Raw genomic sequence first — 19,311 nt, 5'->3', positions numbered from 1 at the left:
GACAGGAATTAAAAAAACTCGCAAGCAACATTGTCTTGCGAGTTTTTCTTATGATTTTATGCGATCTCTGAGCCATTCGGCATGGATTTTGGTGCTTCAATCACTTGTAAAGAGCCATCTGGTGCTTCTGCGGAAAGGATCATTCCTTGACTGATTTGTCCACGCATCTTTCGTGGTTTCAGATTTGCGACGATCACTACTTTTTTCCCAATCAGTTCGCTTGGATCAGGATAGAATTCAGCGATTCCTGACAAAATTTGACGATCTTGGCTGTCTCCAGCATCTAGTCGGAATTGCAACAACTTATCTGCCCCTTCTACTTTTTGGCAGTTGATGACTTCTGCTACTTTTAGTTCAACTTTTTCAAATACATCAAATTTGATTTGTTTTTCTTTCGTTGAAACAAGTTCTGTTTCTTCTGGATCCCATTTGACTGTATCTTCGTTTGTTTGAGTACCTTCAGACATTTTTTCTTGGATAAAAGCAACTTCTTCTTCCATATCCAAACGTGGGAAGATTGGTGTACCTTTTGCAACTACTTTTGTTCCTGAAGGGAATTCGCCAAAGTGCAATCCTTCAAGATTCATCGTTTCAGGGTCCAACCCTAGTTGATTGAAGATCTTCTCTGGCGTTTCTGTCATGATCGGTTGAAGTAAAATTGCGGCGATACGCAAGGATTCAGCTAAATGGATCATGACACTATTCAATTCAGCTTTCTTTTCTTCGTCTTTTGCTAATACCCATGGTTCTGTTTCGTCAATGTATTTGTTTGCACGAGAAATCAGCACCCAGATTTCAGCTAACGCTGTATTGAATTCCATTTTTTCCATTGCATCATGGTAACGTCCGACAACGTTAGCAGCCGTCGTAGACAGTTCACTGTCAAATGGAGTGACAAGTGAGGCATAATCAGGAACGAGTCCATCACAATATTTATTGATCATAGCGATCGTACGATTCAATAAGTTCCCTAGATCATTTGCCAGATCATAATTGACACGAGAAACAAAATCTTCTGGCGTAAAGACGCCATCTGACCCAAATGGCACAGCACGAAGCAAATAATAACGGAGTGCATCTAAACCATAACGTTCCACAAGCATTTCAGGATAAACGACATTTCCTTTTGATTTAGACATTTTTCCATCTTTCATCAATAACCAGCCATGACCAAATACTTTTTTAGGTAGAGGCAAATCAAGAGCCATCAGCATGATTGGCCAATAGATCGTATGGAAGCGAACGATTTCTTTACCGACCATCTGAACATCTGCAGGCCAGTATTTTTCGAATAGACTTTCATCCTCGGACCCGTAGCCTAGTGCAGTGATGTAATTGGACAATGCATCGATCCATACATACACCACATGTTTCGGATCACTCTTGACTGGTACCCCCCAAGTAAAGGTTGTTCTTGAAACTGCAAGATCTTCTAATCCTGGTTTGATAAAGTTGTTGATCATTTCATTTTTACGAGATTCTGGTTGGATGAATTCAGGATGTTCTTCATAGTATTCCAACAGACGATCTGCGTATTTGCTCATGCGGAAGAAGTAAGATTCTTCTTTTACCAATTCTACTTCGTGTCCGCTTGGCGCTTTACCGCCGATCACATTGCCTTCATCATCTTTGTACACTTCTGCAAGTTGTGTTTCCGTAAAGAATTCTTCGTCAGAAACAGAGTACCAGCCTTCATATTCACCTAAGTAAATGTCTCCCTGTTCTAATAAACGATCAAATATTTTTTGAACAGCTGCTTTATGGTAATCATCTGTCGTACGAATGAATTTGTCATAACTGATATCAAGCGTTTTCCATAATTTTTTGACATCAGCCGCCATTTTATCTACGTATTCTTGCGGTTTTACACCTAATTCTTCTGCTTTTGTTTCGATTTTTTGACCATGTTCATCCACTCCAGTGAGATAAAACACATCAAAGCCCATCAACCGTTTATAACGAGCAATTGCGTCACATGCAATCGTAGTATATGAGTTGCCGATATGAAGTTTGCCGCTTGGATAATAGATTGGCGTAGTGATATAAAAAGTTTCCTTTTCTGCCACGGGGCTCTTCCTCCTTTATCGCATGATGCGAATTCGTTTCCTTGCTAGTATACCATAAAAAAAGCAAGCTGTTAGCTTTTTTTCAAAATGAAAAAGTCTGGATAAATGACTTCTTCTCTATGATGAATCCCTCCTTCAAAAGGAAGGACAGAGGGAATAAATGCTATTTTTCATCTTGTTTCATGTTTAGTTGGAGACGGCTTTTTATTTCTCTTCTGACTCGTGGTATAATAAAGACTATCTATTTTAGTAAGGGACTGGAACGATCATGCAGAAGAAACATCTTTTTTTTACACTTAGTATTGCTTTTCTTTCATTAGCACATTTGATATTCAGCTATTTTTATATTCGTATGTATGGTTATTTTAACCTTCATGGGCATTTGAACAGTTTCATGACAGTCGCATGGCTTTTACGTTTTGTCATTGACGCATATATCGTTATTTGCGGCTTCTTTGCCGTTCGTGAAGAGCGGTATAAAGTATTACCGTTTTATCTGCTTTTCTTTTTATTCAATCTAGTACTCCCATTTATTTTTCATATTTAAGGGAGAACCAAGGATTTTTCAAGTAAATCCTTGGTTTTTTTTCAGAGTCTGCTACAATAAGGTAAAAAGTACTTTTAATGTCAACGGAGGTGGTCTGATGAACCGATTTGCTTCTAAAGAAGAAGAAAAATTATATTATGAACATGAAGCAAGTGAAGAAGATTTTCTTAACTGGTATCAAAAACAGGAACGTCCAGAATATGACAAGCCCTCTTTGACTGTCGATATCGTACTGATGTGCTATAACAAAGAAGAAGATCAGCTGAAAGTATTGCTGATCCAACGAAAAGGGCATCCTTATCGAAATTCATGGGCATTACCTGGTGGTTTTGTCCAAAAGGATGAGTCAACTGGAGAAAGTGTCTTAAGAGAAACAAAAGAAGAAACTGGTGTAGTTATCTCTAAAGAAAACATTGAACAACTGCATACATTCAGTACGCCTAATCGAGATCCGCGAGGTTGGGTCGTCACAGTCAGCTACTTAGCTTTTATTGGAGAAGAACCGCTGATCGCCGGAGATGATGCTAAAGAAGTACGCTGGTTCACATTGGAACGTCACGGCAACAAAATCAATTTATCGAGCGGAGAAGTGGCTATCTCACTTGACTTAGTCACTGGAGAGTCTTCTGGCAAAGATACTTTAGCTTTTGACCATAGTCAAATCATTTTGAAAGCATTCAACCGTGTAGTCAATAAAATGGAACACGAACCGCAAGTTTTGCAAGTTTTAGGTAAAGATTTCACGATTACAGAAGCTCGAAAAGTATTTGCAAAGTTCTTAGGAATCGATTATAAAACGATCGATCATTCCAATTTTAAGAAAGCTATGCTCCAATATTTCGACGAGATTGGCGAACGTCCTGTAGGAATCGGTCGCCCTTCAAAAATCTATCAGCTCAAGCCGGGGCATCATGAGTAAGGATTGTGAAGAAAGGGCTCCGTTCTGAACACTCAAGAAAAATGGAAAGCCGCTCTTTGTGTTTTGCGTTTTTTGCTCTATACTTTGGCGTGTCAGTAAAATTCTTCGAATAAAAAAATAACAATAGCAGAAAAAATTCGTACGAGTTTTTTCTGCTATTGTTTTATTGGTTTGTCATAATTAGTGAGCTTTTCTTCAAAAGAAAATTCCTAGAAACAAAAGTCAATCAGACTTTTTATTAACAAGGCGAACCCTAACGCTCCTGTCAGTTTCATTCATTTTTTATTCCTTGATGACCGAATGCCTACCTAGTTGTTCTAACACTTGGCTCTTTCTTACAGAATTGCTTTCTTCTGCTCCGTCGGTATTGATCAAAAGAAATTTTTTATTATACCATTGGGACTTATAACGCAATTTTGTTATTAATTTATGCCAGTCATGAATAGAAAAATCAGCATGTGCCTCTTCTTTTGGAAAAGATTCTACAAATAAGTAGTCATATTGTTTGACCAATTTCCCAGATAATTGTTCAAGATAATCTTCTCGCTGGTTCTTTTGTTTCAGATAAAGATCCATTACTTTTCTCTTTTGTTTCTGATAATTGCTTGCCTTATCTAACCTGGTCTTTCTATGGTGAGCGGAGCGGACTTTTACGCTTAATTTCCGCTGTGCATGCTGAAGTTTTTCTTCTGTCTGGTCAAATTTTGGCAAAGTTACTTCTATGGGCTGCGATGTTTCGATCAATGTTTTTGGATGATAGGCAATCCCAATCCATTTAGCTGAAGATTCTTTTTTTATTGATGAAACATCACAAAGTAGTGCGACATAGAACTCTTCATTATATCGAGCAGAAATCGTAGCGGAACGAATCGTGCCTTCGACTGGACGGTGCTGGTTTATCTTGATCAGTTCTTTTTGTTTTGGTAATTTTAAGTGACCGTTTTTCAGATAGACCGTATGGGTTTGATTATTCGTCGTATAAGATTGCCACATACTTTTTTTCGTTTTAAGCTTTGGAAAGCTGGCACGTCCCTTGAAATAATTGCGAAAAGCTCGGTCCAAATTAAGCTGTGCATTTGCTAAAGCAAGACTGTCTACCTCTTTTAAGAATGGGTATTCTTTTTTTAACGTAGCAGGCGTGAGCGAAAAATCGGCCACTCCTGTTTGTTGCCAACTTTTCTGCCGTTCTTTCAGCAAATGGTTATAGGTAAATCGAACACAGCCAAAAGTACGAATCAATTGCTGTTTTTGTTCTTCTGTCGGATACATACGGAATTTAAAAGCTTTTAGCATCTATGTCCCTCCTAGTTAGCAACCAGAAGAGATTCCTTTTGTCGTTTTAATTTTTTTGCATAATATGAGACTTCCTGCTCAGTTGCATAAACAAAATGTTCTGGTGCGATTTCACGAAGCTGACGTACTTGTCCGTCATCTGGTTCGGGTTGATATTTGATTCTTCTGCGCTTTCTCTCATGATCTGGATCTGGCAAAGGAATAGCAGATAACAAACTTTCTGTATAAGGATGGACACCATGATTATAGATTTCATCACTTTTACCCATTTCTAATAACAAACCGTTATGCATTACACCGATTCGGTCGCTGATATGTTTAACCATTGATAAATCATGCGCAATAAATAGATAGGTCAATTGATGTTCTCGTTGGAGATCTTGCAATAAATTGACAACTTGGGCTTGAATGGAAACATCTAATGCAGAAATCGGTTCATCGCAAATGATAAATCGCGGTTTTACTGCTAATGCTCGTGCAATACCAATACGCTGGCGTTGTCCTCCTGAAAATTCATGGGGATAACGAGTGCCATGGCTCGGATTCAATCCAACGGTTCTTAATAGATCATCGACTTTTTTGGCACGTTCCTCTGGTGACTTAGCTAACCCATTGACATCAATTCCTTCCGCAATGATATCTCTGACTTTCATCCGAGGATTCAGCGAAGCGTATGGATCTTGAAAGATCATCTGAACATCATGTCGGAATTTCGTCAATCCTTTTTTGTCTTTGATCTTCGTTACATCTTGACCGTCGAATAATATCTCACCGTCAGTAGGTTCATTCAAACGAATGATCGTACGGCCAGTAGTGGATTTTCCGCTTCCAGATTCTCCTACTAAACCAAATGTTTCTCCTTCATAGATGTGAAAGCTGATGTCATTTACAGCATGTACTTCATTCTTTTTTCCTACATTGAAATACTGTTTCAGTCCTTTAACTTCAAGTAGTTTATTTGGCATCAGCAATTCCTCCTTGACCATAAGTATGTTTTTGTTTCTCTTTAAAAATAGCCCAGCGACGTTGGATTTCTTCTGGCGGTGTCACTTTAGGCGCTTGTGGAGCAAGTAGCCAAGTTGCTGCCTTGTGCGTTTTTGATAGTTCAAAAAATGGCGGTTCTTGTTCTGCATCGATTTTCATCGCGAATTCATTTCTTGGGTAGAATGCGTCTCCTTTTGGTGGATTCAGTAAATCCGGTGGAGAACCAGGAATGGCATACAATCGGTCGTTCGCACTGTCTAATGTCGGCATTGAGCCAAGCAGTCCCCAAGTATAGGGATGTTGCGGGTTGTAGAAAATCTCTTCGGATGTTCCAACTTCAACGATTCTTCCCCCATACATAACAGCTACACGGTCAGCAACGTTTGCTACTACACCAAGGTCATGAGTGATAAAAATGATTGATGTATCGATTTTTGTCTGAATTTCTTTCAGCAGTTCCAAAATTTGTGCTTGGATAGTCACATCAAGTGCTGTTGTGGGTTCATCAGCAATCAGGATTTCCGGATAACATACCAGTGCGATCGCAATCACGATCCGTTGGCGTTGACCTCCTGAAAACTGATGGGGATAACTATTGATACGTTTCTCAGCTTCAGGTATACCAACTAATTTAAGCAGTTCTAATGCAGCTTTTTGTCCCTCTTTTTTCGAAACTTTATTATGCTTTCTAAGAGACTCAGCAACTTGTTTCCCAATAGGCATCGTCGGATCTAAAGAGGTCATTGGATCTTGGAAAATCATTGCTATTTCTTTTCCGCGGATTTTTTGCATCTCTCTTTCTGTCTTTTCAACGATGTCTTTACCTTTAAAGAGGATTTGCCCAGCATCTATATTGGCATTGCTTGACAGCAAGCGCATGATGCTTCTGGTCGTCACTGATTTTCCGCTTCCAGATTCCCCAACGATCGCCAATGTTTCTCCTTTATTCAAATAAAAATTGACACCGCGAATCGCTCGTACCTTTCCAGCATACGTATCAAAAGAGATTTCTAAGTCTTTCACTTCTAAAATTTTCGTCATCGTCCTCACTCTTTCATTTTAGGATCAAAGGCATCACGCAATCCATCAGCAAGTAAGTTAAAGCCAATCATGATAACCGATAAAGTTACTGCCGGAATCCATAACAGATAAGGCAGATACAGGAATGTCTTGTACCCTTCGCTCAACATCGTTCCTAATGAAGCTGACGGAGGCGTAAGACCTAAACCGATAAAACTTAAAAAGGCTTCGAAGAAAATAGCAGATGGGATGCTAAACATCATTTGAATAATAATGACACTGGAGATATTCGGCAAAATATGTTTGAATGCAATTTTCATTCTTGATTCACCTAATGTCAATCCAGCTAGAACATATTCTTGATCTTTTAATTTCATTGTTTGTGCACGAACGATACGTGCCATTGGTATCCAGTTTGTGATGGCCATAGCAGCCACGATGGAAAAAATTCCTGGTTCAAAAACGACCAACATCAAGATCATGACAACGAGGTTTGGAATTCCTGACAAGATTTCCAAAAAACGTTGCATCGCATTATCGACACGTCCGCCTAACAAACCAGATATTAACCCGTAAGCTACACCAATCGTTACATCTAGTAATGCAGCAATAAATGCGATCAACAACGAGATTCTCGTTCCCATAAATAAACGGCTTAATACATCACGGCCCAAACCGTCTGTTCCTAAAAAGAAACTTACATTTGAAGGAACGTTTGCTTGAGCATATTTATCCACCAGTTCACCGCCGACCATTGCTTTTCCATTCAATCCATCGATATTGATTCCCGGAATACGAGGAGGCAAATTGATATAAGCCACATTTTGGGCAGTTGGATCATGTGGAGAAACAAAGATCGTGACCACAGAGATCAAAATGATGACCAACAGTAAAAACATTGAAATAACGGCAGCTTTGTTTTTCTTTAAACGGCGCCATGAATCTTGGATAAAATTCAAAGAAGGCGCAGTAATCTGCTCACGTTCTTCTTCGGTATTTTTTTGTAATGGAAGAAACTCATCCGCAGGAATATCTGCGACTGTTTCATAACGCTTTGGTGTCATTTCCATTTATCCTCGGCTCCCTTCTGAAACACGAATTCTTGGATCAACTAGACCGTACAACAAATCAACGATCAAAATAACAAAAATCAACATAAATGAGTAAAGGATCGTTACAGCCATGATCGTAGGATAATCATTTGTTGTGATCGACTTAACGAATTGTTCCCCGATACCAGGAATAGCAAAGATATTTTCTACCACCAGTGATCCGGTCATCAATGCGACAGCCAAGGGTCCTAATAAAGTCATCAATGGGATCAAACTATTTCGAAGACCATGTTTAAAGGCGATTTCCCAACGGCTCAACCCTTTTGCTTTTGCTAATTCCACGTAATCACTATGCAGTACTTCCACCATTTCCGTCCGGATAAATCGAGCAGAATCAGCAAGCGGCGACATGGCCAATGCAATTGTCGGCAAGATCGTGTACACAAAGCCATCCCATTTTGCGATTGGTAAAACTTGTAATTTGATTGCAAAGATATATTGTAGTAAAACAGCAAATACAAAGTTTGGAATGGAACGACCTAATATCGCTACAAGTGTAGAAGATGTATCTGCCCATGTATTTTGCTTCATGGCAGAAATCGTTCCTAAAATCGTTCCTAGGACTGTTCCAAAGATAATTGCCTGTAACCCTAATTGCAAAGATGGTCCGATTCTTCCAGCTAACAAATGTGCGACTGGCTGGTTTTTAAATTGGAAGGAAATTCCAAAATCGCCTTGAAGCAAATTAGAAAGATAAATCCCATATTGTACGATAACTGGTTTATCCAAACCGACTTGTTTATTTAGCATCTCGATTGTTTCAGGACTCAAACGTTCCTGATTCGTATATGGCGTGCCCGGCAGCAATTGCATCAAGAAAAAGGTGATTGTTGCAATTAACCAAAGCGTGATGATCATGAAAAAGACACGTTTTAATACATATTTGATATAACTATTCACTAATGTTTCCCCCTAGCTTTTGACTTCTGACAGATGTTTCGCTACATTATTAGATAATGAACCAAAAATAAAGGAGCAATCAAATGAAAAAAAAATCTATCCCTTACGCAGTAGCTTTTCTACTGATTCTGGTTATTTTAATAAAAAACGTCATCAACCATTCCTTTACACTCATTCAATTATCTAATGATCTATTCTTATGGTCATTGCCGTTTCTGATTATCGGCGGTTTTTTATGGGTCTTTTCTTCGGGTTTCTTCGATCATTTTCAGCGATCAGTCCATCTTGCACGAACAAGGAACCGAAAGAAAAAACCAGAATTTTCCTCGCTCTCGTCTGCCAGCTACGGTATGTACAGCTTTTGGCTGATCATTGCCGGAATACTAATTGCTCTTTCTGCTATTTTCATGCTTTTTTCTTTGTTAGGATAAGTAAATATGAGAACGAGGTTGCGACATTTGCCGCAGCCTCGTTTTTTCTCATGCTCACGGTATTAACGATTATTCTTCAACGTATGTCCATTTGTAATCCCATGAAGCGCCTGCAGCATGGTGAACGATACCTTTGATTTTTTCATTCACTAGGTGACCTTCTGCTTTTTGGTACACCGGAACGACACCCATATCATCAGAGATGATCTTGATTGCTTTTTGGAAATCATCCCAACGTGCTTGTTCATCGCCAGCATCTGTTGATGAAGCTGCTTTAACTGCTTCGTCATATTCTGCATTGCTCCAGCGACCACGGTTGTATGAATTACCTGTGACAAACAAATCAGTAAAGCTGCTTGGGTCTGCATAGTCAGCAGCCCATCCGCCTAGTACTGCGTCAAAATCACCCGAAGTTGAGCGGTCAAGACGTACAGAGAATGGAACAGGTGTTGGTTTGACTGTTACGCCATCCAAGTTTTCTTGGATTGAGTTTTGAACATATTCGATTACTTTTTTCGATGAATCATCATCAGAAGCCATCAAATCAAATTCTAAAGAATCAACGCCCAATTCTTTTTTCGCTTTTTCCCAATATTCTTTTGCTTTGTCTTTGTCATAAGAAACTAATTTTCCAGCTTCTTTTGCAAAGTCTTCGTTCGTTGTTGGACTTTTTACCATATCTGATGGGATCAATCCTGTAGAGACAACTGATCCGTCACCTAGTACTTGTTTTACTAAAGCTTCACGATCGATAGAATAAGAAATAGCTTTTCTTAGGTTCACATTGTTGAATGGTGAATTCTTTTCGCGTTGGTTGAATTCGATATAGCTTGTTCGTGCTTCTTTAACAGAAGTATAAGCTGGATCGTTTGCGTTTTGCTGTGCTAATTCACCAGACAAGATCACATCATCTGCTTGGCCATCTTTGAATAAGTTCAAAGCAGTAGAAGATTCTTTTACTACACTGACTTTGATTTCAGAAAGTTTTACTGTGTCTTTGTCCCAGTAATGGTCATTTTTCTTATAAGTCCATTCTGTATCTGTTCCTGGTCCATCGAAATCTTCTAATGTGAATGGTCCATTATAAACAGCTTTATCACTTGCAGATGCATAGGCATCCCCATTTTCTTCCACTACGGATTGTTTTTGTGGGAAAAATGATGGGAAAGCAAGCAGGTATTGGAAATATGGTGTTTGTTTCGTCAATTTGATTTCTAATTCATAGTCGCCAACTGCTTTGATCCCTAGTTCTGATTTATCTTTCTTTCCAGCTGTGATGTCTTCTGCATTTTCAACTGGCGCATACAGGTAAGCATATTCAGAAGCTGTAGCTGGGTCTACTGTTCGTTGCCAGCCATAAACGTAATCCGCTGCTGTAACAGGATCACCATTTGACCATTTTGCGTCTTCTCGTAATTTGATTTTGTAAGTTAATCCGTCTTCACTGACTTCTGCCAACTCGCTAGCTCCTGCCGGCTGTGGTTTGCTATCTTCATCAAGACGGTAAATACCTTCATAAACGTTATTCAATGCTGTAAAACTGATTGTATCTGTTGCAACTGATAAGTCAGCTGTAGGCATTTCTTGAGGCACGACTAAGTTAAATACGCCTCCTCCATCTGCTGAACCGCTTTTTGCTGAACTACTGCTTGTGGCTGAACTGCCGCCATAACATCCAGCAAGTACAAGGCCGCATACCGCAACCAACCCAAATGTAAATTTCTTTTTCATTTTACGTACCCCTTTATTGGAATTTTCAGAATAATTAATATTTTCTGAAGTTGTTTAAGAGTTTAATGAATAATTATTAAAAAATCAACACTTTTTTTTGTCTTTTTCATAAAATAATGATTTTTTCGTGAGGTTTCAAGGAATTTTTCAGAAAAAATAGCTTTGTACAAGGTTTTCTATTGTCTTTCAGTAGCCATTAAATAATTTTTGTTATATTGTCTATTATTGCCATACAAAGATAAAAAAGAATAAACAAAAAGGAACTCTGACAAAAGTCTTGTCACAGTTCCTTATCCGAATAAACGGTGTTCAATCAGCTGACCCTCGATATTAGCTCAACAAACGGCAAAATATGAGGAACTATTTTTCCGTTTGTTTCTCTAATACTCAGGTCAGGACGCTGATTTCACCACCTCTTTTTATTATTGAGAATCTGGTCGAGGAATAATCGTTTTTGCCATCCAAATATCCGGTTTGTCCCAACCACTTGCATTTGGTAAGACACCTACGATTTTATAACCTAATTTTTCATAGAACTCATAGGGATGTTCACGAAGGTTCTGGATGGAGGCCACTTTATCAAACGTATGCTCATACAGGTCCGTTTGACTTAACGTTGTTCCATGGTCTAAATCATCCGTACCTAAATAAATCGTGATTCCTCCTCTGGAAGCTACTTCTTTTTCTAAGTAATTGACTAATCGAGTACCTATTTGGTTCTTTCGTCGGGAGCTTTCTACAACTAATGGATGCAATTCCCAACCTGTGATACCGTATTGAGGGATTGCACCAATAAATCCTACTAACTCATCTTGGTCAACCCCTGCTACCGCGATCCGTTCTGGATTCATCATTTCTTCTACTTCTTCTGCCGAGCTGTCTCCATATTCTTCCGGCCAAGTCAGTCTCAGTAAATCAGAAAGCTGATCTTTCAATACTGGATTATTACGGTCAAATTCACTGATTATCATACGTCTTCCCCCTTGTTCTTGCTTATTCTAACAGTCCTTTTGAAAAAACGAAATGTTCTCGCTCAAAAATCTTTAGCTACCAATCAGTATCTCTATTCTTTCATTATTAACCTTACTTATAAAATAAAAAAATTATACAGAAACACTTTATTCAAAATAGGAAAGATCAGGAAAGCCATCAATTGGAGGAAAAAACTCTGTTTGTTCATCATGATATAGATTATCTTTTGCTTTAAAAAAACCAATTATGAATTGACAAATGAAACACATTTTTATAAAATAATCTAAATGTTCAGAATTTTTAGATTATTTAAATAAGCAAGAGGAATCGTAGAAATACTAGGAGGAACAAAAATTCATTATTGTCGTTTTCAATGTTTATGTACTTATTTTTATTTTTAGGATACTTATTGATGATTTCAAGGTGTTCATGCCACCTTATTCATTACTTATCCTGTCTTAGATTCGCCTCTACTCCATCTACAGCCGCGGTCAGAAAGATCACTCTTTAAAATTTTAACCCGTTTCAACGAAGAAAGAAGGAAAAGAATATGAGTCAAAGTGTTTTCTTACCAAATTATACCATTGGAACAGATGCGTATGAAAAAGCAAATGGAATCGTCAAAGAATATGGGAAAAAAGTAGTGCTGATTGGAGGGAAGACTGCACTTTCAAAGGCAGAAAACAAAATAAAAGCAGCTTTGACTCAGGAAATAGAAGTTATCGCCAGTCTCTGGTACGGGGGTAATTCAACTTATGGAAATATTGAACAGTTGATCCAACATGAAAGTGTCCAAAAAGCAGACGTCTTGTTTGCAGTCGGCGGTGGCCGTGCTTGCGATACTGTAAAAGTCATTGGTGAAAAACTAGCTAAACCAGTCTTCACCTTCCCCACTATTGGTTCGAACTGTTCGCCCGTCACGGCGGTATGTGTCATCTATAACGAAGAAGGCGTAATGGACGGACTCTTCTTTCCTTCAAAACCACCTGTACACACCTTCATTGATACAGCAATTATTGCCGAAGCACCTGATAAATACTTATGGGCAGGTATTGGCGATGCTTTATCCAAAGAAGTCGAATCTACTTTTTCTGCTCGTGGCGATGATCTAGGCTACACGGATAGATTAGGAATCCAAATTGGAAAAATGTGCATTGATCGCCTCTTGACTTATGGTACGCAAGCATTGAAAGATAGTGCCGACGATCGTCCCTCATATGCAATTGAACAAGTCGTTTCGGATATCATTGTTACTACCGGATTGGTTTCTGTTTTAGTTAACAATAACTATAATTCTGCTATGGCACACTCATTCTATTACGGTACGACTGTTCTAGAAAAAATGGAGGGATACCTTCACGGAGCATCTGTCAGTTATGGTGTACTGACCTTATTGATGATGGATCAGCAGTTCGATTTGTTTGATAAAATCTATGTGTTTATGAAAAAGAACCAACTTCCAGTATCGTTAGCCGACATGAATCTCAATGTCACGACCGATTTAGAAGCAATCTTAGATAAAGCCATGACCACAAATGATATCAAACATGTGCCTTATGAAATCACCCGAGAAAAATTTAAACAGGCCATTCTTGACGTAGAAACTTATCATGCTACACAAGAAAGCCAGCAAGGATATAAGAAAATCAGTTAAATAATTGCTAAAACCCCCATCAAGCAGGCTGTCATCAAATTGACGACATTTCTTTGCTTAATGAGGGCTTTTCTTGTCAAAAAACGCTTTATAACTTTCGCTATAGAATCTTTTCACTTATTTAAGTTGAACAGTTCCTTAATTAAGAAAACTGCTCCTTTTATGGTAATTGAAAAAACGAAGTAGGCTACGATTATTTGGCAGCTGTTTTTTTCATTTGCTTGCTTCGCAATTGTCCGCAAGCTGCATCAATGTCTGTACCATGTTCTTTACGTATCACACAGTTTACGCCGTTTTTCTTCAATACATCATAAAATCTCAATACATCAGCTTTTGGACTGCGAGAATATTGATCATGTTCACTGACTGGATTATATGGAATCAAGTTGACATATGCTAATTTTTTCTTATCTTTTAATAGATCTGCTAATTGTTGCGCATGCTCTGGTCTATCATTTACTTGATTCAACATGATATATTCAAACGTGATTCGACGGTTTGTTTTCTCTAAATACTCATCCACAGCTTCCATCAATTTCTCAATTGGGAAACTTCGGTTGATCCGCATGATCGATGTTCGCACCTCATTATTCGGCGCGTGCAAGGAAATAGCCAGATTGACTTGTAAGCCGTTATTAGCGAATTCCTTGATTTTGTGTGCTAAGCCACTAGTAGAAACTGTAATATGTCGCGCACCAATCGCCAATCCTTTGGCATCATTAATAATATGCAAAAAGTCCATTACATTGTCGTAATTATCAAATGGCTCACCGATTCCCATTACGACGACATGGGAAACACGTTCGCCAAGATTGCGCTCATCAAAATAATGTTGAACCATCATGATCTGCGCAACAATTTCTCCAGCGGTCAAATCACGGTTCTTTTTAAGCAACCCGCTTGCACAAAATGTACAGCCGATATTACATCCTACTTGTGTCGTCACGCAAACGGACAAGCCGTATTCTTGTCTCATTAGTACGGTCTCGATCATATTTTTATCAGGAAGTTCAAACAAATATTTAACTGTACCGTCCGAAGCTTCTTGGACGACCATTTGTTTCAGAGGATTGATGATAAAATGCGCCGATAATTTTTCTATCAATTGTTTTGACAGATTCGTCATTTCTGTGAAGTTACTTACACGTTTTTGATACAACCATTCCCAAACTTGGGCAGCTCGGAATTTTTTCTCACCGTTTTCTATAAACCAATTGATTAATTCTTCATTCGTCAAGCCATAGATGGATTGTTTTTCCAAAGTATTTTCCCTCTTTTTCTCAAAGTTTCGCTACATACTATACATGATTCGTTTAGTTAATGCAATACTTCACAAATAAATCGAATAGAACTTTCATCTCATAAAAAGCAAAAAAGACAAGACATCCTACCGTATTAGAAAAGATGGGAAAAAAGCCATTTTTTCTCTTGGTATCATCATGTCTTGTCTTTTTTATATAGTTATTCGTTTTTCAACCGTTCATCGAACAAGTTTTACATTTCATTATCTTCCGGCAGTGGTTCTGATGTTTCCTCTTGCTCAATGAATACTTTACGAGGCTTACTTCCTTCTGATGGGCCAACAACTCCATGAGCTTCCAGTTCATCTACGAGTCGAGCGGCTCGGTTGTAACCGATTCGAAACCTTCTTTGGAGAAGGGAGATACTTGCTGTTTGCATTTCAACAACAAGTGCTTTTGCTTCCTCAAACAGTTCATCTTGTGGCTGTTCTGGGGCACCTGCCGTTTCAACTTCATCTGTCGGCATCATTTTCTCTTCATAGTGAGCTTCTTGCTGATCTGTAACAAATTGAACGACCCGCTCCACTTCATGGTCAGAGATGAATGCTCCTTGCACACGGATAGGTTTATTCTCACCCATTGGCAAGAACAGCATATCTCCTCGCCCTAAGAGCTTTTCTGCTCCATTAGAGTCGATGATCGTCCGAGAATCTGTACCGCTTGATACAGCAAATGCCATTCTGGAAGGTACATTTGCTTTGATGATCCCTGTGATAACATCCACACTTGGACGTTGAGTAGCTAGGATCATGTGGATGCCCGCTGCCCGAGCCATTTGCGCTAAACGAATAATCGCATCTTCGACTTCGTTGCTAGCTACCATCATCAAGTCAGCTAATTCATCTACGATTACTACGATGAATGGTAAGGTTGGATGTTTCGTTCCGTTTTCTAAGTTTTTCTGCTGAACAAATTCATTGTAACCAGAAATATTTCTTACACCAGTTGCCGCAAATTTTTCATATCGTTCTTCCATTTCTTGTACTACTTTTTGTAAGGCTTGTGCCGCTTTTCTAGGGTTCGTCACGACCGGCGTCAACAGATGAGGTATCCCGTTGTACATATTTAATTCAACCATTTTCGGATCGATCATCATCAGTTTTACTTCATGGGGCTTAGCACGCATCAATATACTTGTAATGATTCCATTGATTGCTACTGACTTCCCACTACCAGTCGAACCAGCTACAAGTAAGTGAGGCATTTTCGAAAGGTCAGCCGTTTGTACTCGTCCAGAAACATCACGTCCTAAAGGTACTTCCAGTAATTTATCTGGATGGTTTGGCTGAGCTTCGATGATTTCTCTAAAGGAAACCATACTGATCTTTCCATTTGGTACTTCAATACCAATCAGTGATTTACCTGGGATCGGCGCTTCCATCCGAACATCTTTCGCCGCTAAAGCAAGTGCGATATCATCTGTTAAGTTCACGATTTTACTTACTTTTACCCCTACAGCTGGTTGGACTTCGAATTTTGTGACGGATGGGCCTAAACTAGCTTTGACGACCTTAGCATCCACACCGAAACTTTGGAAAGTTTGTTCCAATACACCGATATTTTTTTCAATTTTTTTATACTCATCACTTTGATCCACAGTTGGTATAGAATCAAGTAAGTCAACTGTCGGCAATTCATAATCTTGATTTTCCTGTTCTGCTTCGATCTCAAATTCTAATGAAGTACCGTCATCCTCTGGCAACTCATCAGCTAAACCTTCCGCTGTATTGATCTGTTTTGGTGTATCTGGTACTGGTTTCTCTAGATTCGCAGGATGGATATTTTCTTGAAAACTGTCAATTGGAACAAAACTTAACTGCTCAGGTTCGGCATTTTCTGGTTCCTGCCATTCATCAGGAGTATTTTTCCTTTGCTGGTTCACAGCTTTTTTCTTCTCATATTCTGCAGCTTCTTTTTCTGCTGCTTCTTGTGCCGCTAAGCGTCTTGCTTCTTTCGCTTCTGCACGCTGTTTCATTCTTTCTTCCTTTGCCGCTTGCTTTTGAGCTTGCTTGGCAGGATCACCTTCTAATAATTCCTGTACCCGTTCTCCAATTGATTGGATACCATTCAGCAGCTGATAGCCTTCCAAATTACTGAACAAGAATGCTCCACCCGCCAGTAATAAAACAGCTGCTAAATAACTTCCAGGCTGTGCAATCAAGAAATAAGTGAAATGATAAAGAATTGCTCCGATCATTCCTCCGCCAACGTTATTATCTACTTGACTTTGTTTTATATCGCTAGCTAATAAGTCCCATGTCGTTCCCATGATATTTGGTTCCCCAGTATGGAGTTTGCCGAATAAATGGGCATGTAGCAATAATAAGATACCGAAATAAAAGAGTATACCGCCAAACCAGCGTCGGTTTTTGCCAATTGAAAACTCTGTATTCTTAATGACAATCCAAAATCCTAATACGGCTAATAAAAGACAGAGGATTTGGTAAGTATTTCCTGCAATGATCCGAAAGCCGTTTGCAATCAATATTCCTAAAAAACCTAATTTTAAAAAGCCGAATACAGCAAATAGAATCAAGGCAAATCCAACACCAATCGTCAGCATTTGTTCTTGCTGCTGTTTTTGCTTTTTCGTTTTTTTCGTCTTTTTCCTTTTCTTAGTAGGCCGTTTCTTTTGTGCCATTTATTATCCCTCATTTCATCAAGTTTCATTATACAAAAAAAAGCAAGGGAACTAAAGTTTTGTTTGAAAGAACTGACGCTTTCTTTTACTTTTCAGCTTATTTTACAGTTTTTCTTAATTTATAAATGATTTTATCAAAAAAAGGCACGGCCATATCCAGCCGTACCTTCTTGTTTTAAGCATGAGAACTAAAGGTTCTCTCCATTTTCTTCGATCAGTTTTTGGTACCAGTAATAACTGTCTTTCTTATATCGTTCCAAAGATCCTTCTTGTGTTTCATCTTGATCGACATATACAAATCCATATCGTTTTTGATAACCGTTCAACCAGCTAAGCAAATCTGTATAAGACCATGTACAATAGCCTAATACTTCTGCTCCATCTGAAATTGCTTCTTTGATTGCTTTGACATGGCTTTGTAAATAATGGATTCGATAGTCGTCATGGATTTGTTTGTCTTCTGTCAACTTGTCATACTCTCCTAAGCCATTTTCCGTGATCAGCACCGGCATGCGGTAACGGCTCGTGATACGACGCAATCCGATCCTTAAGCCTTCTGGGTCGATTTCCCAGTCCCAATTTGTTCGTTCGACAAATGGATTCTCAACTTTTTTATACATTCCAGGAACCCCTGTTTCTTCTGATGAACCTTTTTTCCCGGTCGTATTCATTTTTCCTGCTCCAACCCCATCTAATGGATTGAATGCATTCGTCGCTGTTTGATAGTAATTGATCCCAAGGAAATCTGGCTTGGCTGATTCTAGCAATTCTGCATCGCCCGCTTCAATCGTTGGCGCCCATCCTTTTTCTTCTAAGAATCTCATAGCAGCAATAGGATATTTCCCCCACATATAGACATCCATCCAGTAATTGGCCATTAGATCTTCTGCATTTTCGGCTGCCAGAACATTTTCAGGATTACTGTCGATTGGATAATTTGGCGTATACGCAAAGCTTGGTCCGATTTTCCCAGGCATTTCTAACTCATGGTATTTGTTGATGACAGATGCATTTGCTAGATTTGCGATATGGTTGACTTCATACATTCGTTTTGGATCCGTCACGCCTGGCGGATGTGCTGCTAATAAATAGCCTAATGAAGTGAAGATATTTTGTTCATTCAAACTAATCCAGTAATGGACTTTCCCGCGGAATGCCTCAAATAATGTTTCTGCATAATGAGTGAAATCTTCAATAATCTGACGTGACTCCCAACCATTATATTCATCTTGCAACGCTTGTGGAAGATCCCAATGATACAAAGTCAACATAGGTTCGATACCGTTTTCAATCAATTTGTCGATCAATCTCTCATAAAAAGCGAGCCCAGCTTGATTGACTTCTCCGCGCCCATTAGGAAAAATCCGTGTCCAAGCTACAGAGAAGCGGTAAGCTTTCAGACCTTGTTCTTTCATTAAAGCAATATCTTCTTTATAACGATGATAGTGGTCTACTGCCAGATCACCGTTTGTTCCTTTAAATGTCTTTCCTGGAATTCGAACAAATCGATCCCAGACTGATTCGCCTTTCCCATCTTCTTGCCAAGCTCCTTCTACTTGATACGCTGCAGAAGCAGAGCCCCACAGAAAATCTTTTGGAAATGAGGTAAGTTCTTTGTGTTCCATTCATCTCTTCCTTTCCTATAACCTTCAATCGTTCCTCTTTTTAGAATAACACGAAACCCCTTCCATAACAAAATAAAATTATGTAAAACATACTAAGATTAGAGGGGAACATCAT

At 38.9% G+C, this 19,311-nt stretch carries 15 protein-coding genes and 2 pseudogenes; 5 read left to right on the top strand and 12 right to left on the bottom strand.

Annotated elements, in window-relative coordinates; genetic code table 11:
• Positions 1–56: 56 nt before the first annotated feature.
• Positions 57–2,066 (bottom strand): methionine--tRNA ligase, encoded by a 2,010-nt coding sequence (gene metG / locus HMPREF2731_RS08215; RefSeq protein ID WP_002293583.1) that lies wholly within the window; start codon positions 2,064–2,066, stop codon positions 57–59.
• 268 nt (positions 2,067–2,334) lie between these two features.
• Between metG and HMPREF2731_RS14445 the strand changes: the two genes are divergently transcribed.
• Positions 2,335–2,613, top strand: a complete 279-nt coding sequence (locus HMPREF2731_RS14445; protein ID WP_002293582.1) for a hypothetical protein — start codon at positions 2,335–2,337, stop codon at positions 2,611–2,613.
• A 97-nt stretch (positions 2,614–2,710) separates the two neighbouring features.
• Positions 2,711–3,532 carry an NUDIX domain-containing protein gene (locus HMPREF2731_RS08210; RefSeq protein ID WP_002293580.1) on the top strand — a complete coding sequence of 274 codons (822 nt, stop codon included), beginning with the start codon at positions 2,711–2,713 and terminating at the stop codon, positions 3,530–3,532.
• A gap of 282 nt (positions 3,533–3,814) precedes the next feature.
• Here the strand turns inward: HMPREF2731_RS08210 and HMPREF2731_RS08205 are convergent, their stop codons facing one another.
• The 5 genes from HMPREF2731_RS08205 to opp3b are packed head-to-tail and all read right to left on the bottom strand — an operon-like array spanning position 3,815 to position 8,841.
• Complete coding sequence (locus HMPREF2731_RS08205) at positions 3,815–4,825, bottom strand: RNA-guided endonuclease TnpB family protein (RefSeq protein ID WP_002293578.1); 1,011 nt, start codon at positions 4,823–4,825, stop codon at positions 3,815–3,817.
• A gap of 11 nt (positions 4,826–4,836) precedes the next feature.
• Positions 4,837–5,790, bottom strand: a complete 954-nt coding sequence (locus tag HMPREF2731_RS08200) for an ABC transporter ATP-binding protein (protein WP_002293576.1) — start codon at positions 5,788–5,790, stop codon at positions 4,837–4,839.
• On the bottom strand, positions 5,780–6,850 hold the full coding sequence (locus HMPREF2731_RS08195; RefSeq protein WP_002293575.1) for an ABC transporter ATP-binding protein: 1,071 nt from the start codon (positions 6,848–6,850) through the stop codon (positions 5,780–5,782). The genes HMPREF2731_RS08200 and HMPREF2731_RS08195 overlap by 11 nt, the downstream gene beginning before the upstream one ends.
• A 5-nt stretch (positions 6,851–6,855) precedes the next feature.
• Positions 6,856–7,899 (bottom strand): ABC transporter permease, encoded by a 1,044-nt coding sequence (locus HMPREF2731_RS08190; RefSeq protein WP_002293574.1) that lies wholly within the window; start codon positions 7,897–7,899, stop codon positions 6,856–6,858.
• Entirely contained in the window at positions 7,900–8,841 is a 942-nt protein-coding gene (opp3b, locus tag HMPREF2731_RS08185) for an oligopeptide ABC transporter permease (protein ID WP_002293573.1), read from the bottom strand.
• 83 nt (positions 8,842–8,924) lie between these two features.
• On the opposite strand from opp3b, the gene HMPREF2731_RS08180 reads away from it, so the two are divergent.
• Entirely contained in the window at positions 8,925–9,272 is a 348-nt protein-coding gene (locus HMPREF2731_RS08180; protein ID WP_002293571.1) for a DUF3899 domain-containing protein, read from the top strand.
• 69 nt (positions 9,273–9,341) lie between these two features.
• On the opposite strand, the gene HMPREF2731_RS08175 is transcribed toward HMPREF2731_RS08180, so the two are convergent.
• On the bottom strand, positions 9,342–11,003 hold the full coding sequence (locus HMPREF2731_RS08175; protein ID WP_002289796.1) for a peptide ABC transporter substrate-binding protein: 1,662 nt from the start codon (positions 11,001–11,003) through the stop codon (positions 9,342–9,344).
• Between the two features lie 193 nt (positions 11,004–11,196).
• Here HMPREF2731_RS08175 and HMPREF2731_RS15545 point away from each other — a divergent pair.
• Positions 11,197–11,298 (top strand): annotated as a pseudogene (locus HMPREF2731_RS15545) (ribonuclease P); the annotation flags it as partial.
• A gap of 127 nt (positions 11,299–11,425) precedes the next feature.
• On the opposite strand, the gene aac(6') reads toward HMPREF2731_RS15545, so the two are convergent.
• The gene (gene aac(6') / locus HMPREF2731_RS08170) at positions 11,426–11,974 is read right to left on the bottom strand and encodes an aminoglycoside N-acetyltransferase AAC(6')-Ii (RefSeq protein WP_070872712.1); all 549 of its coding nucleotides are present in this window, start codon (positions 11,972–11,974) and stop codon (positions 11,426–11,428) included.
• 551 nt (positions 11,975–12,525) lie between these two features.
• Between aac(6') and HMPREF2731_RS08165 the strand changes: the two genes are divergently transcribed.
• Positions 12,526–13,629, top strand: coding sequence for an iron-containing alcohol dehydrogenase family protein (locus HMPREF2731_RS08165; protein WP_002293566.1), 1,104 nt, complete (start codon positions 12,526–12,528; stop codon positions 13,627–13,629).
• Here HMPREF2731_RS08165 and HMPREF2731_RS15540 read toward each other — a convergent pair.
• From HMPREF2731_RS15540 to HMPREF2731_RS08150, 4 genes and pseudogenes are all read right to left on the bottom strand, one after another.
• Positions 13,626–13,833 (bottom strand): annotated as a pseudogene (locus tag HMPREF2731_RS15540) (hypothetical protein). The gene HMPREF2731_RS08165 and the pseudogene HMPREF2731_RS15540 sit on opposite strands and share 4 nt — an antisense overlap.
• Positions 13,823–14,890 carry a dual-specificity RNA methyltransferase RlmN gene (rlmN, locus tag HMPREF2731_RS08160; RefSeq protein WP_002293564.1) on the bottom strand — a complete coding sequence of 356 codons (1,068 nt, stop codon included), beginning with the start codon at positions 14,888–14,890 and terminating at the stop codon, positions 13,823–13,825. Before rlmN ends, HMPREF2731_RS15540 begins: the two are co-directional and overlap by 11 nt.
• 233 nt (positions 14,891–15,123) lie before the next feature.
• Positions 15,124–17,571, bottom strand: a complete 2,448-nt coding sequence (locus HMPREF2731_RS08155; protein WP_070872710.1) for a DNA translocase FtsK — start codon at positions 17,569–17,571, stop codon at positions 15,124–15,126.
• Between the two features lie 188 nt (positions 17,572–17,759).
• The gene (locus tag HMPREF2731_RS08150; protein ID WP_002293561.1) at positions 17,760–19,196 is read right to left on the bottom strand and encodes a glycoside hydrolase family 1 protein; all 1,437 of its coding nucleotides are present in this window, start codon (positions 19,194–19,196) and stop codon (positions 17,760–17,762) included.
• Positions 19,197–19,311 lie beyond the last annotated feature (115 nt).

The sequence above is a fragment of the Enterococcus sp. HMSC072F02 genome, from assembly GCF_001837725.1.
In the GTDB taxonomy this organism is placed as follows: domain Bacteria; phylum Bacillota; class Bacilli; order Lactobacillales; family Enterococcaceae; genus Enterococcus_B; species Enterococcus_B lactis.
Note: the sequence above shows the minus strand (reverse complement) of the source record. Positions and strands in the feature narration are given on the sequence as shown.

Bases quoted from the DNA above. Each gene is read 5' to 3' on its own strand.
- HMPREF2731_RS08205 (WP_002293578.1), bottom strand. From the start codon at position 4,825: ATGCTAAAAGCTTTTAAATTCCGTATGTATCCGACAGAAGAACAAAAA.
- HMPREF2731_RS08210 (WP_002293580.1), top strand. From the start codon at position 2,711: ATGAACCGATTTGCTTCTAAAGAAGAAGAAAAATTATATTATGAACAT.
- HMPREF2731_RS08150 (WP_002293561.1), bottom strand. From the start codon at position 19,196: ATGGAACACAAAGAACTTACCTCATTTCCAAAAGATTTTCTGTGGGGC.
- HMPREF2731_RS08190 (WP_002293574.1), bottom strand. From the start codon at position 7,899: ATGGAAATGACACCAAAGCGTTATGAAACAGTCGCAGATATTCCTGCG.
- HMPREF2731_RS08200 (WP_002293576.1), bottom strand. From the start codon at position 5,790: ATGCCAAATAAACTACTTGAAGTTAAAGGACTGAAACAGTATTTCAAT.
- HMPREF2731_RS08155 (WP_070872710.1), bottom strand. From the start codon at position 17,571: ATGGCACAAAAGAAACGGCCTACTAAGAAAAGGAAAAAGACGAAAAAA.
- HMPREF2731_RS08175 (WP_002289796.1), bottom strand. From the start codon at position 11,003: ATGAAAAAGAAATTTACATTTGGGTTGGTTGCGGTATGCGGCCTTGTA.
- HMPREF2731_RS08165 (WP_002293566.1), top strand. From the start codon at position 12,526: ATGAGTCAAAGTGTTTTCTTACCAAATTATACCATTGGAACAGATGCG.
- HMPREF2731_RS14445 (WP_002293582.1), top strand. From the start codon at position 2,335: ATGCAGAAGAAACATCTTTTTTTTACACTTAGTATTGCTTTTCTTTCA.
- HMPREF2731_RS08195 (WP_002293575.1), bottom strand. From the start codon at position 6,850: ATGACGAAAATTTTAGAAGTGAAAGACTTAGAAATCTCTTTTGATACG.
- HMPREF2731_RS08180 (WP_002293571.1), top strand. From the start codon at position 8,925: ATGAAAAAAAAATCTATCCCTTACGCAGTAGCTTTTCTACTGATTCTG.